The 14,638-nt window shown below is 49.8% G+C and carries 13 protein-coding genes; 11 read left to right on the plus strand and 2 right to left on the minus strand.

Features of this window, described 5'->3' with window-relative positions:
* Positions 1–58 precede the first annotated feature (58 nt).
* The gene (locus ACZ5FK_RS11820; protein ID WP_464805100.1) at positions 59–1,618 is read left to right on the plus strand and encodes an FMN-binding glutamate synthase family protein; all 1,560 of its coding nucleotides are present in this window, start codon (positions 59–61) and stop codon (positions 1,616–1,618) included.
* Positions 1,619–1,753: 135 nt separating this feature from the next.
* Complete coding sequence (locus ACZ5FK_RS11825; RefSeq protein ID WP_464805101.1) at positions 1,754–3,394, plus strand: AMP-binding protein; 1,641 nt, start codon at positions 1,754–1,756, stop codon at positions 3,392–3,394.
* Between the two features lie 51 nt (positions 3,395–3,445).
* On the opposite strand, the gene ACZ5FK_RS11830 is transcribed toward ACZ5FK_RS11825, so the two are convergent.
* Complete coding sequence (locus tag ACZ5FK_RS11830; protein ID WP_464805102.1) at positions 3,446–3,808, minus strand: DUF2188 domain-containing protein; 363 nt, start codon at positions 3,806–3,808, stop codon at positions 3,446–3,448.
* Between the two features lie 53 nt (positions 3,809–3,861).
* Positions 3,862–4,326 (minus strand): nucleoside deaminase, encoded by a 465-nt coding sequence (locus ACZ5FK_RS11835; protein WP_464805103.1) that lies wholly within the window; start codon positions 4,324–4,326, stop codon positions 3,862–3,864.
* Between the two features lie 195 nt (positions 4,327–4,521).
* Here ACZ5FK_RS11835 and putP point away from each other — a divergent pair, with 195 nt between their 5' ends.
* The 9 genes from putP (at position 4,522) to ACZ5FK_RS11880 (ending at position 14,518) form a co-directional block, all read left to right on the plus strand.
* Positions 4,522–5,964 (plus strand): sodium/proline symporter PutP, encoded by a 1,443-nt coding sequence (gene putP / locus ACZ5FK_RS11840; RefSeq protein WP_464807423.1) that lies wholly within the window; start codon positions 4,522–4,524, stop codon positions 5,962–5,964.
* Positions 5,965–6,030: 66 nt separating this feature from the next.
* Positions 6,031–6,732 carry a VOC family protein gene (locus ACZ5FK_RS11845; protein WP_464805104.1) on the plus strand — a complete coding sequence of 234 codons (702 nt, stop codon included), beginning with the start codon at positions 6,031–6,033 and terminating at the stop codon, positions 6,730–6,732.
* 22 nt (positions 6,733–6,754) lie between these two features.
* The gene (gene hflX, locus ACZ5FK_RS11850) at positions 6,755–8,026 is read left to right on the plus strand and encodes a GTPase HflX (protein WP_464805105.1); all 1,272 of its coding nucleotides are present in this window, start codon (positions 6,755–6,757) and stop codon (positions 8,024–8,026) included.
* 258 nt (positions 8,027–8,284) lie between these two features.
* A complete protein-coding gene (locus tag ACZ5FK_RS11855; protein ID WP_464805106.1) occupies positions 8,285–9,160 on the plus strand; it encodes a DUF6612 family protein in 876 nt (291 codons plus the stop codon).
* A gap of 434 nt (positions 9,161–9,594) precedes the next feature.
* Positions 9,595–10,545 (plus strand): ABC transporter permease, encoded by a 951-nt coding sequence (locus tag ACZ5FK_RS11860; RefSeq protein WP_464805107.1) that lies wholly within the window; start codon positions 9,595–9,597, stop codon positions 10,543–10,545.
* A complete protein-coding gene (locus tag ACZ5FK_RS11865; protein ID WP_464805108.1) occupies positions 10,538–11,488 on the plus strand; it encodes an iron chelate uptake ABC transporter family permease subunit in 951 nt (316 codons plus the stop codon). Before ACZ5FK_RS11860 ends, ACZ5FK_RS11865 begins: the two co-directional genes overlap by 8 nt.
* On the plus strand, positions 11,485–12,246 hold the full coding sequence (locus ACZ5FK_RS11870; protein WP_464805109.1) for an iron ABC transporter ATP-binding protein: 762 nt from the start codon (positions 11,485–11,487) through the stop codon (positions 12,244–12,246). The genes ACZ5FK_RS11865 and ACZ5FK_RS11870 overlap by 4 nt, the downstream gene beginning before the upstream one ends.
* A 20-nt stretch (positions 12,247–12,266) precedes the next feature.
* The gene (locus tag ACZ5FK_RS11875) at positions 12,267–13,250 is read left to right on the plus strand and encodes a siderophore ABC transporter substrate-binding protein (protein WP_464805110.1); all 984 of its coding nucleotides are present in this window, start codon (positions 12,267–12,269) and stop codon (positions 13,248–13,250) included.
* Between the two features lie 119 nt (positions 13,251–13,369).
* Positions 13,370–14,518, plus strand: coding sequence for a hypothetical protein (locus ACZ5FK_RS11880; protein ID WP_464805111.1), 1,149 nt, complete (start codon positions 13,370–13,372; stop codon positions 14,516–14,518).
* Positions 14,519–14,638: the final 120 nt, after the last annotated feature.

Raw genomic sequence — 14,638 nt, forward strand, 5'->3', positions numbered from 1 at the left:
CAAATAGGTTGGGTATAGGTAATAGGGTACCATAATCAGTAGAAAAGGGGTGGGTCTGATGAGTTGGCTTGACGGAATTTCATTGACGACAGCATTGATCGTGCTTGCGATCATCGTGGTGCCGCTCTTGATAGCGGCCTTCATCTATTTTTATGACAAGCGGCAGAAGCAGCATGCGATCCTGCGGAACTATCCGATTCTCGGAAGGATCCGGTATACGACCGAAAAAGCGGGTCCCGAGCTGCGGCAGTACTTATTTGAAGGGGATAATGAAGGGAAGCCTTTCAGCCGAACGGAATACTTACATATGGTGCTGCCGGGTAAATACTTGAGCGGCATTATTGGGTTTGGTTCAAAACGGGATTTTGAGGGAGCGGGCTATTATATACGGAATGCGATGTTCACGAAGCAGAATGAGGAGATGCGCGTGGATAATGAAAATCTGGTGACGACGATGCGTTACCATATAGATGATGAAGGGCTCCTGTCGAGGAATGAGCACCGGGAAGAGGTGCCGGCTTTGCCGTGGCTGCTGCCGGAGGAGGATGCAATCGTCATCGGTCCGGATTGCAGGGAACCATTCCGAGTGAGAAGTCTTCTCGGACAGTCAGCGATGAGTTACGGAGCATTAGGACAAAATGCCATCACCGCTCTCTCGAAAGGGATCGGGATGGCAAAAGAAGCATGGATGAATACGGGAGAGGGGGGACTCTCACCGTATCATCTTGCGGGGGATGCTCATATTATTGCCCAAATCGGTTCGGGTTTATTCGGCTTTCGGACAGAAGATGGAGAATTTAGTTGGGAGCGTCTGAAGGAGAAGGCGGAATTGCCCCAAGTCAAGGCGTTTGAGATCAAAATGGCGCAAGGTGCGAAGATGCGCGGCGGGCACGTCGAGGCGGAAAAAGTGACGGAGGAGATTGCGAAAATCCGGAATGTCGCTCCTTACACGACAATCAACAGTCCGAACCGTTTTCAGCAATTCAGCGATTTCCCGACGCTTTTCGATTTCATTGAAAAAGTGCGGGAAGAAGGCGGCAAGCCTGTGGGCATCAAAATAGTCATCGGCGGTCAGGAAGATGCAGAAGAGCTTGCTTCATTCATGCAGGAGACCGGGAAAGGGCCGGACTTCATTTCAATCGACGGTGCGGAAGGCGGGTCCGGTGCGACATATCAAGATTTAGCGGACAGTGTCGGGCTCCCGATCCGCACTTCTCTCGTCCTGCTCGATAATGCACTCCGTAAATTCGAAGTGCGTGACCGTGTGAAGATTATTGCATCGGGTAAAATCACAACACCTGACAAAGCGGCGATCGCCCTTGCGCTCGGTGCGGATCTTGTCCAGGTTGCCCGGGGATTCATGATCTCCGTCGGCTGTATCATGGCGCAGCGATGCCACACGAACGAATGCCCTGCAGGGGTGGCAACGACAGACCCGAAGCTGCAGAAAGGGCTTGTAGTCGAAGAGAAAAAGTTCCGTGTCACCAATTATATTTTGACGATGCGGGAAGGGCTGTTCCGGATTGCCGCAGCAGCTGGCCTCGACTCTCCGGTCAAATTGGAACGCCATCACGTCGTCTACAAAGATGAGCGTGGGCGTGTTTATCCTGTAGAGTGAATTTATGCCATTCCGCCTATGATGCGGAATGGCTTTTTGAATAGGAAGGCCTAGACGTTTTTCGTCACAACTTCCGAATTTTGTGATAATATGAGAGGAAGGGGAGAATACTAGTTAGAGAAGGGAGAATGGCGAGTGTCGTTATTAAACAAAACAGTGGGACAAATCGTGAGGGAGCGGACCAGTCTGCATCCGGATCAGGAAGCATATGTATATCCTGAACTGGACATCCGGCGGAATTACGCAGAGTTCGACGCGGAAACAGATGAACTGGCAAAGGCTTTTATTGGCATGGGGATAGAGAAGGGCGAACATGTCGCCATTTGGTCCGATAACAAAAGAGAGTGGCTGCTAAGTCAGTTTGCGACAGGCAAGATGGGTGCTGTTCTGGTCACCGTGAATACGAATTACCAGGCGAAGGAACTTGAATATCTACTACAGCAATCAGACGCGACAACGCTGATTTTAGATGAAGGATTCAAAGGGACAAGCTATATAGACATCATTCGTTCCATCTGTCCTGAAATCGGCAAAGGGGGCGGCAAGATCCAGAGTGATCGGCTTCCGAAACTCAAACGCGTCATACTCATGACAGAACGGGAAGAAGCAGGTATATATAAATGGTCTGAATTCATGGCGCATGCTATGGGGGTCGAAGACGAAGTTCTGGAAGAAAGACTGGCATCCCTTGATCCGCATGATGTGATCAATATCCAGTATACGTCAGGGACGACCGGGTTTCCTAAAGGGGTCATGCTCACGCATTACAATGTTGTCAATAATGGCAAGCTGATCGGGGATTTCATGGAGCTGACGGAAGATGACAGGATGTGCATTCCGGTGCCGTTTTTCCATTGCTTCGGCTGTGTGCTGGGAACGCTCGCTGCCGTGACGCATGGAACGACTATGGTCATAGTGGAACAATTTGACCCGGAAAAAGTGCTGGCTGCGGTACAGGAAGAGCGCTGTACGGCGCTTCATGGGGTGCCGACGATGTTCATTGCGGAACTTAACCACCCCGACTTCAAAAATTATGACACGTCAACACTTCGGACAGGCATCATGGCAGGGTCGACTTGTCCGATTGAAGTCATGAAACGGGTCATTGACGATATGGGTGCGCGGGAGATTACGATTTGCTATGGCCAGACGGAGTCGTCGCCAGTCATCACGCAGACACGCACCGATGATCCGATTGAAAAGAGGGTCTCTACTGTCGGGAAGCCGCATCCGCATGTCGAAGTGAAAATTGTGGATCCGGTGACGGGCGAAGAGGTACAGGCAGGTACGCCTGGCGAGCTATGCACGAGAGGCTATCATGTCATGAAAGGCTATTATAATAACGAGGAAGCGACGCGGGAGGCGATTGATCCGGACGGCTGGCTCCATACAGGCGATATTGCCGTCATGGATGAAGAGGGCTATATCGACATCACCGGACGCATCAAAGACGTCATCATCCGGGGCGGAGAGAACATTTATCCGCGGGAAGTCGAGGAGTTCCTCTATACGCACCCTGGCGTTTCGGATGTCCAAGTTGTCGGTGTGCCTGATCCTAAATACGGTGAAGAGGTAATGGCTTGGATCATCCCGAAAAAGGGCGTCTCGCTCGATGAAGAGACGATCAAATCATTTTGCCGCGGGAATATCTCGCATCACAAGATACCGCGATATGTATTATTTACGGAAGAGTATCCGATGACGGCTTCCGGCAAAATCCAGAAGTTCAAACTGCGCGAGATGGCGGCGGATGAAGCTGCAGTCCGGCAGCCGTAGAAGGCGCTGCGAAGGATAAAAGGACTGGCGATCGTGCATCGCCAGTCTTTTCTATTTGTACAAGGTATCTTGCAATGTTCCGTCCACATGGTAAATATCCAGCATGCCGTCGTGGTCGGTGACGTAAGGTTTCGCCTTATCAAGCAGGTCCTCTTTCGAACTTTCTTTGAAAATCGGCTTATCTTCCCCTTTTTTAAGAAGCACCCAATCCTCATTGTCCATCTTCGCCTCGTAAGTGTCACGATCTTCGTCTCCATGTACATAACGACGGGCTTGTGCGATGGCGATTGCAATAGCGCGGCCTTCCTCATAGTCTTCTTTTAAAAGCGCATCCGCGATTTCTATCGCTTTGTCCCGAACGTCTTCGTCCAAGTTTTTAAATGCGGCAGGATAGTCATTTTCTGTCCAAGGCATGGATATCTCCTCCTTAGACTTCGAATTCCCTGCCGAAAAACGGGTTAAACCTTTTATTTAGCGCAATCGGCCCATTCCTCGAAAGGTGCTAGCGATTTATCTGTCCGGATGTAATGAAGCGGGACGAACCGTTCGTTGCCGGGTAAAGCCTGGTCCGGGAAATAGCAGGAAAGAGGATCTGGAAAGCCGGTCGCGTGTGATGCCTCCTGCTTGCTGCAAGCGTAGTAGATGGATCCGATGTTTGCCCAGTATGCCGCCCCAAGACACATGGGGCATGGTTCACCGCTTGCATATAAGATGCAGTCCGATAAATCCTTCGTTTGTAGAAAAGTGCACGCCTCCCGCATAGCGATCATTTCTGCATGGGCGAACGGATCTAATCCTAGATGATCGCAATTCACTCCGCTGCTAACCAGCATGCCGTCTTTCACTACCAGGGCGGCAAATGGGCTGCCGCCTGCCCTCGCATTGTCGACTGCCATGCCGATTGCCATCATTAGCCACTTTTCATGAGTCACTCCAATGCCCCCTTTGTCGAATGCTAAACATTTCCCGGGAAATACAGCGGAAAAGAGGGGAAATGATCAGTATACAGTATATACTAAAAACTTATTTAATTGTTAGGGAAGCAATGCTATGATGAGGATATCAAGGAAGGGGGAATCATTTTGTCCACAGAGCAAGTGTATCAATTAGTTGCTATTGTCCTCTACATGGCGCTCATGCTTTTCATCGGGTGGTATGCGTTCAGGAGAACGTCCAACCTGACGGACTATATGCTGGGCGGGCGCTCACTCGGGCCGGCTGTCACGGCACTCAGCGCTGGAGCTGCGGATATGTCAGGCTGGCTTCTTATGGGCTTGCCAGGCGCCATATATCTCAGCGGGCTTGGGGAAGCTTGGATTGCGATCGGATTGACGATCGGGGCATATCTAAACTGGCTGCTCGTCGCGCCGCGTCTTCGGGTGTATACGCAAGTCTCGAACGACTCGATCACCATTCCAAGTTATTTGGAGAACCGGCTGAAAGACAAGTCCCGTCTATTGCGCATCGCTTCCGGAATTATCATCCTGGTATTTTTCACTTTTTATGTTTCATCTGGAATGGTCGCAGGCGGAAAGTTCTTTTTAAGCTCCTTTGGACTCAGTTACCATGCTGGATTGCTGATCGTGTCCGCAGTCGTCATCGCCTATACACTGTTCGGCGGATTCCTTGCCGTCAGCTATACGGATTTTGTGCAGGGGCTCATCATGTTCCTGGCGCTCATTCTCGTGCCGATCGTCGGCGTGTTCATTACAGGCGGTTTCGGCGAGACGGTCACCTCCATCAAGGAAGTGAATCCCGATCTGCTCAGCCTCGTAAAAGGGGTGACGGCACTCGGTGTCATTTCTTCCGTCGCTTGGGGGCTCGGCTACTTCGGCCAGCCGCATATCATCGTCCGCTTCATGGCCATTAAGTCGGTCAAGGAAACAAAGAGCGCGCGCCGGATTGGAATCGGCTGGATGATTCTCAGCTTGGTCGGTGCGGTTGCTACAGCGCTTGTTGGTGTGGCGTATTATCATCAGAATACAAACATGGAGCTTGCTGACCCTGAAACGGTCTTCATATCCCTTGGCCAGATCATATTCCATCCATTCATCGCAGGAATCATGCTGGCCGCAGTGCTGGCTGCGGTCATGAGTACGATTTCTTCTCAGCTCATCGTCACGTCATCCGCGCTGATCGAGGACTTATATAAGGCGGTCTTCAATTCGGAAGCATCCGATAAACAATATGTATTCCTCGGCCGGATGGCAGTGCTTGTCGTTTCGCTCATCGCCATGGTGCTTGCATGGCCGAACAAGGAATCGATCCTCAAGCTCGTCTCCTTCGCGTGGGCCGGTTTCGGAGGCGCATTCGGCCCGATCATCATCCTTTCGCTATATTGGCGTAAGATTACGGCAATGGGAGCGCTCTGCGGCATGGTGGCAGGCGCAATTACGGTTGGCGTATGGGGCAGTATTGAAGCGTTATCCGATACGCTGTATGAAATTGTTCCAGGGTTCGCGATCTGTCTTGTCGTTGCGGTCATCGTCAGCTTGATGACATATCGTCCGAATAAGGAGATCGACCGCGAGTTCAGTGATGCACTGGAGCTTCTAGAGCGGGAACGTTAAGCACAGGCCGTCCTCCTTATCCGGGGACGGCTTTTTTGGTATGGTAATGAAAAGGAGATGTTCGCCGTGAAATTGGATCATGTCGTGTATTTTACAAGGAAAAGCCCTGCTGAAGTGGCAGAAGCAGAATCAAAGGACGGCAGACATGCGGCCATCGGCGGCCGCCATGAAAAATGGGGCACGCATAATGCGCTTCTGTATGTGCGGAATGCTTATATTGAGTGGCTCTCTATCGAGGATGCGGCTGTTGCCAGCAAGGCATCACATCCACTGCCCGATCTGCTGCAGCATGACCTGGAACATTACGGAGATGGCTGGGGAACACTTTGCCTCTCTGTTGACGGGATTGAAGCCTTTCGGGAAGAAGTGGAAAACAAAGGCTTCCGGACATCCGGTGTCTTAAGCGCACAGCGGCTGACTGCTGAAGGCGAATTGAAAAAGTGGAAGATGCTCTTTATCGACCAGTCGGTGAATAGTGAGTTGCCCTATCCGTTTTTCATTGAATGGGAGGAACCGGAATCTGTCCGGATGGAGAAGCTCCGCAAGGCAGGAATGCTGACCGAATGCAATGAGCGGCAGCGGGTCGAAGAATGTGTTTTTGGTGTGCTCGATCCTCTGAAAGAGACGGGTGAGTGGGCTGTCCTTTTATCCAGGAAAGTGGGGGATGGACATTCAATCATGCTGGATGATGTCGCCCTCACATTCCGTGAAATAGATGGGGAAAAGGAACGGCTAATGGACATCATTATAGGGGAAATTAAAGATTGATACGAAGAAAGGGGCCACCTGCATGGAGCTGTTAGTCGAATATGCAATTTTAGTCGGCGTTAAGGAACAGGAGAATGACCATTTTGAGTATGAGATGGAAGAACTGAAGAATCTGGCGGAAGCGATTGACGTGACAGTTGTCGGGAGTGTGACACAGAACCTCGAACGCCGGAACCCGACGCATTATGTCGGAAAGGGGAAAATCGCCGAAGTCCGCCATCTGTATGAGGAGACGGGGGCAAATCTTGTCATTTTCAATGACGAGCTGACACCTTCCCAGATTCGGAATCTTGAGCAGGAGCTCGAAGTGAAGGTGATTGACCGGACGATGCTCATTCTCGATATTTTTGATCGGCGGGCAAAAACAAGGGAAGCACATATGCAAGTCGAACTTGCGCAGCTTCAATATACGCTCCCGCGGCTTGTCGGTCTGCGTGCCTCGCTGAGCAGGCAGGGAGGAGGAACAGGCGGCGGTTTCCAGAACAAAGGGGCCGGTGAGACGAAACTTGAGCTCGACCGCCGGAAAATTGAGGAGCAGATTGCGAAATTGCGAAGGGAACTGGAACATGTGACCGCGCATCGTGAAACACAGCGGAAACAACGGCGCAGGAGCGGCATCCCTGTCGTTTCGATTGTCGGTTATACAAACGCCGGCAAATCGACGCTCCTCAATCGTTTGCTGCAAGAGATGGAAGGCGAACAGGCGAAGCAGGTATATGAAGAGAACATGCTGTTCGCGACACTTGATACATCGGTCAGAAAGGTGCAGCTGCCGGATCATAAGGAATTCCTCCTGACAGATACAGTCGGTTTTGTATCAAAACTCCCTCATCACCTCGTGAAGGCGTTCCGTTCGACATTGGAAGAGGCGAGTGAAGCGGATTTATTGCTCCATGTTGTGGATGTCTCCAATCCGGAGCATGATTACATGATGGAAGTGACGGATCGCACATTGGAGGAGGTCGGCGTGAAGGATGTTGCGCAGCTGCGCATATACAATAAGTCGGACCTCGCAGGCGTGCCGTATCCGCTCGTGCAAGGCGACAGTGTTTGGATTTCAGCGAAAGAAGGAGAAGGCCTGGACGAGCTTGTCAGTGTGATCAAAAAGAAGATATTCGAGCAATACATCACATGTAAGTTAAGGATCCCATTCGACCGTGGCGATCTCGTATCGCTGCTAAACGATAAGGCGAGCGTCCGCAATACCGAATACGAGGAAGAGGGAACGGTTCTCACAGTCGAGATGGATCGGTCTCTCAAAGAACGGCTTGAGCCATTCATCATCAGTCATTGAAAAAGGCATCGCGCCATATGAGCGCGATGCCTTTTTCGATATATAAGAGAAAGGGGGTGGGATATAAAGAGTATGCCCGTCCTGGCTCCAAGTAAACATATGCAATACAATCTGTGGTAATTTGAGCCAAAGTTCCTGGAAAGGCTAACTTGCTGCTGTTACGAATGTCGTGATTTCCATGCATTCTGAAACTATTGATGAATTATGTCGTATGATTGACTGCGAGAAAAATAATTCGCAAGAAAGGATGCGTTCATTTTGAAAAAGTGGCTAAAGGTTCTGGGAGCGGGTGCCCTTGCATTTGGGCTGGCGGCGTGTAACACGACAGCAAAGCCGGCAGAGACGACTGATCCTGATACCGGAAAAAAGACAGAGGTATCGAATGTCAGTGAAATGACTGCACAGGAAGTCTATGAAAAGGCGATGGAAGTCAGCAAAGATCAAAAAAGCATGCATACGGATATGACGATCAAGCAAAAAATTTCCTCGGGTGATGAAACCGTCAACAGCAATATCGGTATTAAGATGGATGCTGTCATTGAGCCGGTCGCCATCCACCAGATCATGAGCATGGATATGGGGGCTGATATCGGCAAGATGGACATGGAAATGTACATGACTGACAAGGAAGTGTACATGAATGATCCGGAATCAGGTGAATGGCTGAAATTCCCTGAAGAAATGTCAGAGCAGATCCTTGCTGAACTGGGAACGGAGACAGATGCAACACTCGATTTGAAGCTATTCCAGGAGTACGTGGATGACTTCCAATTCGAACAGACGAATGACGCGTATGTCCTTAAACTGAAAGCATCCGGTGAAAAATTCGACAAGCTCTTGAAAGAAATGGTCGAAGAACAAGTCGGCATGGAAGGCATGCAGGCGACGGAAGACATGATGGTGAATGAAATGACGATGGAGATTTACATTGATAAAGAGACATACTACACAACGTCATTCACAATGGACATGGATATGGACATGGCTATTGAAGGTGAGAAAGTCCATACAAAGCAAAAAGTGAGCGCCGATATTTCCAAAATCAATGAAGTGGAAGTTGAAATTCCGCAAGACGTTATCGACAATGCGGTCGACCTGGCGGAATTGATGCAACAGCAGCAATCCGGAGAGTAATGACTCTCATATGCAAAACAGCACTGCCGGCAGTAGTCCGGCAGTGCTGCTTTTTTATAAAAAGAAAGGGGTGGGATGGTAGTAGTATTCCCAGGACACCACAGGATAAACCCTCATTCTCAAAAGAGGTTCATTTTTCATACGCATGCCTCTTTCCACGTAAGATGATTTGTTTGCGGTCCGCCACCTTCGATTCTCAATCAATTCTCAAAGGCAACCTTCATATAAATTGTGCTGTAATCATTTTTGCGTGCTATAAATAATGGTTGAATAAGCAAGGCTTTATGTATCTTGCGACTAACTGATAATCATTTTCAGTTATCGGTTGACACACTGTTCTTTCCTGCTATAATGAGACTTGCAGCTAACTGATAACCGTTTTCATCTGAACGCTTCTCATTTAGTGGCGAATATTCGCTGTATCGGAGATTTTCATGAAAAAACGTTACTTGATCATTGCACTCATCTTGCTCTCACTTCTGTCACTGTTTGTGGGGGTAAGCCATATTACACCAATGGATCTGCTGGATTTCCGTTCGGAAGAAACAGAGATTTTCCTGATCAGCCGTTTGCCTAGGCTTGTTGCGATCTTGCTTGCCGGAGCAGGCATGAGCATCACCGGCCTCATTATGCAGCAGCTTAGCCGGAATAAGTTCGTTTCACCGACGACCGCAGGTACATTGGATGCCACAAGACTTGGTATTCTCGTATCGATGCTGCTGTTTGTCAATGCATCGATGCTGGAAAAAATGATTGTCGCATTTGCATTTGCGCTTGCCGGCACGCTGCTGTTCATGCAAATTTTGGACCGCATCAAGTTCAAAGACGCGATTTTCATACCGCTTGTCGGACTTATGTTCGGGAATATCCTTTCGTCCATCACTACGTTTTTTGCGTACAAGGCGAATGTGATCCAGAACATGTCAGCATGGCTGCAAGGGGATTTTTCGATGATCATGAAAGGGCGTTACGAGCTGTTATACATAAGCATTCCGGTGCTTATCATCACATATATGTATGCGAACCGGTTTACGGTAGCGGGCATGGGGGAGGATTTTTCGAAGAACCTTGGACTCGCATATAGGCGCATCGTCAATATCGGCTTGATCCTTGTGGCTTTGATCACAACGACGGTCGTACTGACAGTGGGGATGATACCGTTTCTCGGCTTGATCATTCCCAACATCGTCTCGATTTTCAAGGGTGATAATCTGAAGAACACCCTGCCCCATACAGCGCTGCTGGGGGCCATATTCCTTCTGATATGTGATATTTTAGGCAGAGTCATCATTTTCCCGTATGAGATATCCATCAGTCTGATGGTCGGGGTTATCGGCAGCGGAATCTTCCTTTACATGCTGTTTAGGAGGAGAGCCTATGCGTAACTCGACGAAATTAGCGATTCTCGCGGGCCTTGCCTTGTTATTCTCCGGATTGTATTTATTCCAAGGCCTGAATGGCAGCTATGATTATGCGCTGCCGCGCCGCGGCATCAAAGTGCTGGCGATGGTATTGACTGGGGTGGCGATCGCGTATTCGACAGTCATCTTCCAGACAATCACACATAACCGGATCTTGACGCCGAGCATCATGGGCCTTGACTCGCTATACCTGCTCTTGCAGACAGTCGTCATCTTTTTCCTGGGCTCTGACCATATCACCATCGTGAACAAGCAAGTGAACTTTGTGCTTTCTGTCGCGACAATGGTCGTGTTCGCACTGCTGATCTACCAGTTCCTTTTCAGGAAGGGAAGCAGGCCGATCTATTTCCTGCTGCTTGTCGGCATCATATGCGGCACATTTTTTGGAAGCATTTCGACGTTTCTCCAGGTGCTCATCGATCCGAACGAATTCCTGCGTGTGCAGGATAAGATGTTTGCCAGCTTCAACAATGTGAGCGGCGAACTTGTTTGGTGGTCGCTTGGGATTCTAGTTCTCCTGTTTTTAATCGGTTCCAGGCATTTCAGTGAACTGGATGTCTTGTCCCTCGGCCGGGATACGGCAGTCAATCTTGGCGTTTCCTACGACAAAATTGTCAAGCTGATGCTGGTCATTTCGGCAGTCCTGATTGCCGTTTCAACGGCGCTCGTCGGACCGATTACATTTTTTGGCCTGATTGTCGCCAATCTATCATATCAGTTCTTCAAAACCTATAAGCACTCCATCTTGATCGCGGGTGCTTCGATTCTGAGCATCATCGCCCTGGTCGGAGGTCAATGGATCGTTGAGCGTGTCTTCACATTCTCGACGACACTTAGTGTCATCATCAACTTTGTCGGCGGCGTGTACTTCATCTATCTATTATTAAAGGAGAGTCGATCCTCATGATCCAAGTTCGTGAACTGTCGAAGTTTTATGGGAAGAAAGCGGTCGTTGAAAAGGTGAATGTCAATATTCATCGGGGAAAAATCACTTCTTTCATCGGTCCGAACGGCGCGGGGAAATCGACTCTTCTCTCAATGGTGAGCCGGCTGCTGGATGCAGATACCGGGGAAGTTCTCGTCGATAGTGACAATGCAAAAAAGATGAAGTCCAATGAGTTCTCGAAACGCGTCTCCATCTTGAAGCAATCCAATTTCATGAATGTCCGGCTGACGGTCCGGGAACTCGTCTCCTTCGGTCGTTTCCCCCATTCACGGGGCCGGCTGAACGCTGAGGATGTGCGGATTGTGGACCAGGCGATGGATTACATGGGACTGCTCGACATGCAGTACAGCTACCTGGAGGAATTGTCGGGCGGCCAGCGACAACGTGCATTCATTGCAATGACCATCGCGCAGGATACCGATTATATCCTGCTTGATGAGCCGCTGAACAATCTGGATATGAAACATTCCGTGCAGATCATGAAAATCCTGCGCCGGCTTGTTGATGAGCTCGGCAAAACGGTGGTCATCGTCTTGCATGACATCAATTTCGCTTCTGTCTATTCGGACCGGATTGTCGCGCTCAAAGAAGGACGCGTCGTGAAAGACGGGCTGACCGAAGAGATCATCAATTCCGAAGCATTGCGGGATATCTATGATATGGATATCCCAATTCAGAAAATGAATAATTGCAGGATCTGTGTATATTTCAATTCATAAAAAAGGATGGTATTACTACGATGAAAAAGTTCTCAATCATGATGCTGCTTGCAGCGCTAATGATCGTTCTTGCTGCATGCGGCAGCAAATCTGACGATAGCTCGTCCAGTAAAGATAATTCTTCCAACTCATCTACAACTGCGGAAAAGCCTGCGGGTGAAGAACAAGCGGAAACTGTAACCGTGAAACACGAGTACGGGGAAGCTGTAGTGCCGAAGAACCCTGAGAAAGTCGCAGTATTCGACTTTGGTACACTTGATACGCTGGATGACCTAGGCATCGAAGTGGCTGGACTTCCACAGATGAACGTGCCTGGCTACCTTTCAAAATACGAAGACAGCAAGTATGAAAACCTTGGCGGCTTGAAAGAGCCGGACTTTGAAAAGCTTCATGCCATGAAGCCGGATGTCATCTTCATTTCCGGAAGACAGGCGGATTCTTATGATGAGTTTGCAAAAATCGCTCCGACCGTTTTCGTGCGCGTCGATGCTGATAATTATATGGAGTCTTTTAAGAAGAATGCAGAGTTGATCGGTGAGATCTTCGGCAAGGAAGATGAAGTGAAATCCGAACTTGCTGATATTGACAGCAAGGTGAAGGAAATCAATGACGAAACAGCGAACATGGACAAAAAAGCGCTGATCGTTCTTGGTACGGAAGGTAAAGTGAGTGCCTATGGTCCAGGGTCCCGTTTCGGAATCATTCATGACGTATTTGGCGTGAAACCGTCTGACGAAGGCATTGAAGTATCTACACACGGCCAGAATATCACGTTTGAATATATCCTGGAACAGAACCCTGACATCCTGTATGTCGTGGACCGTGATGCAGCAATCGGCAATGGAGCAAGCGCGAAAGACTCCATTGAAAACGATCTAGTGAAGAAGACGACTGCTTATAAAGACGGAAAAATCATCTACTTGAATCCGGAATACTGGTATCTTTCCGGCGGCGGTCTGAAATCCATGAAAGAAATGGTCACTGAAATCGAAGACAGCCTATAATGTCAATCCACACCCGCCTGCTTGTAGCAGGCGGGTTTTTGGTGCCTTTGGCGGGCGCGGATGCTCGGTTCGCTATGCTACGATGGGAGGAACAATAGCGGAACGGGGGCATTTCCGGAATGGGGAAAGAAGTGTTTGTAAAGGCGGCGACTTTGGAAGAGGCGATCGGGCAGGCCCTCCGGGAACTTGGTTTGAAAAAACGCAAGGACCTGGAGATCGAGCTTCTTACAGAGCCATACTTGGCGGACCGGCTCGTGGAACTAAAGGCGTACCGGCGGACTTCGCCTGTTTTGCCCTTGGACAGAAATGAGGGAATCCAGGACATCGAGATCAGCGGACCGGCTTTGAGTGAAAGGAAAGGGATCCGAACATGCGGCAATGTACGCATCGGCGGCGATGCGGGGCCCTCCCTGTATATCGAGTCGGGCGGCGATGTATCAATTGGCGGATCGGTGCAAAAATCGATCATTGAGGCGGAACGGCATGTGCGCATCAAGGGGAATGTCCTTTCCTCCACGATTCATGTAGGGGTGCGCGACGCGCTGGAGAATGACTTATCGCTGAGATTGGAAGGGGTCGTACATTATCTGGAACATGTCGAGCGGGAGGTCTGGAAGGTGCTGGATGCTCGGGAACACACGCCCGGGGATGTGGATGCCGCGGAACTCAGCCGGCTGTTCCATTGGATCCTGGAAGAGAAGTTCCTTCCGTTTCAGCGGATGAAGCAGGAATTCATCCGCAAGGTGGAAGATAATGTACCGCGGCTGTCAGACGACTGGGAAGTGCTGGCGGATCGTCTGCGCTACGTGCTGTCTGACACGGCGAAATCAGGCGTGCAGGATGCGAGTGATTTTTCATCTCTCGTCCAGAGGGCAAGACTGATGCATGACCGCCATGCGGAAGATGGACGGCTGGATTCTTTCCTGGAACTGCCTTACGCGGTCAGCAGTGTCCTTTCCTGCAATGGAACAATTCATGTGCATGGAAAAGGCCTGTACAACTGCTCCGTATCCGCACGGAGAGACATTGAGGTGGAAGGCGTATGCCGGGGCGGTGAACTGCTGGCAGACCATAGACTGTCCATCCGGGAGGCAGGCTCAAAGTCAGGCGCGAAAACGGTACTGAAAACAGGCGTGAACGGTTCGATCAGTATCGGCAAAGCGCATGCAGGGACGGAATTGTGGATTGGGACCCATTGCCTGTTGATCGAATATGACCAGCTTGGCGTTTTTGCCCGCATGCAGGATGGAGAACTGGCAATCAGCTGACCGCGGGATGCAGGCAGACTAAAAACGATATATTCTGCATTCCAGGAAACTTGGAAAACCCCTTGTCCTTAAAAGGTGTAAAGTTTATACTTACATGTGTAAAGACACCTATGAGACGGA

The organism is Sporosarcina sp. GTC18466, from assembly GCF_055389225.1.

What these genes read in the sequence shown, in the direction of transcription:
- ACZ5FK_RS11820 (WP_464805100.1), top strand. Translation starts at nt 59, where the DNA reads ATGAGTTGGCTTGACGGAATTTCATTGACGACAGCATTGATCGTGCTT.
- ACZ5FK_RS11830 (WP_464805102.1), bottom strand. Translation starts at nt 3,808, where the DNA reads ATGCCTTGGACAGAAAATGACTATCCTGCCGCATTTAAAAACTTGGAC.
- putP (WP_464807423.1), top strand. Translation starts at nt 4,522, where the DNA reads ATGGCGCTCATGCTTTTCATCGGGTGGTATGCGTTCAGGAGAACGTCC.
- hflX (WP_464805105.1), top strand. Translation starts at nt 6,755, where the DNA reads ATGGAGCTGTTAGTCGAATATGCAATTTTAGTCGGCGTTAAGGAACAG.
- ACZ5FK_RS11860 (WP_464805107.1), top strand. Translation starts at nt 9,595, where the DNA reads ATGAAAAAACGTTACTTGATCATTGCACTCATCTTGCTCTCACTTCTG.
- ACZ5FK_RS11865 (WP_464805108.1), top strand. Translation starts at nt 10,538, where the DNA reads ATGCGTAACTCGACGAAATTAGCGATTCTCGCGGGCCTTGCCTTGTTA.
- ACZ5FK_RS11870 (WP_464805109.1), top strand. Translation starts at nt 11,485, where the DNA reads ATGATCCAAGTTCGTGAACTGTCGAAGTTTTATGGGAAGAAAGCGGTC.
- ACZ5FK_RS11875 (WP_464805110.1), top strand. Translation starts at nt 12,267, where the DNA reads ATGAAAAAGTTCTCAATCATGATGCTGCTTGCAGCGCTAATGATCGTT.
- ACZ5FK_RS11880 (WP_464805111.1), top strand. Translation starts at nt 13,370, where the DNA reads ATGGGGAAAGAAGTGTTTGTAAAGGCGGCGACTTTGGAAGAGGCGATC.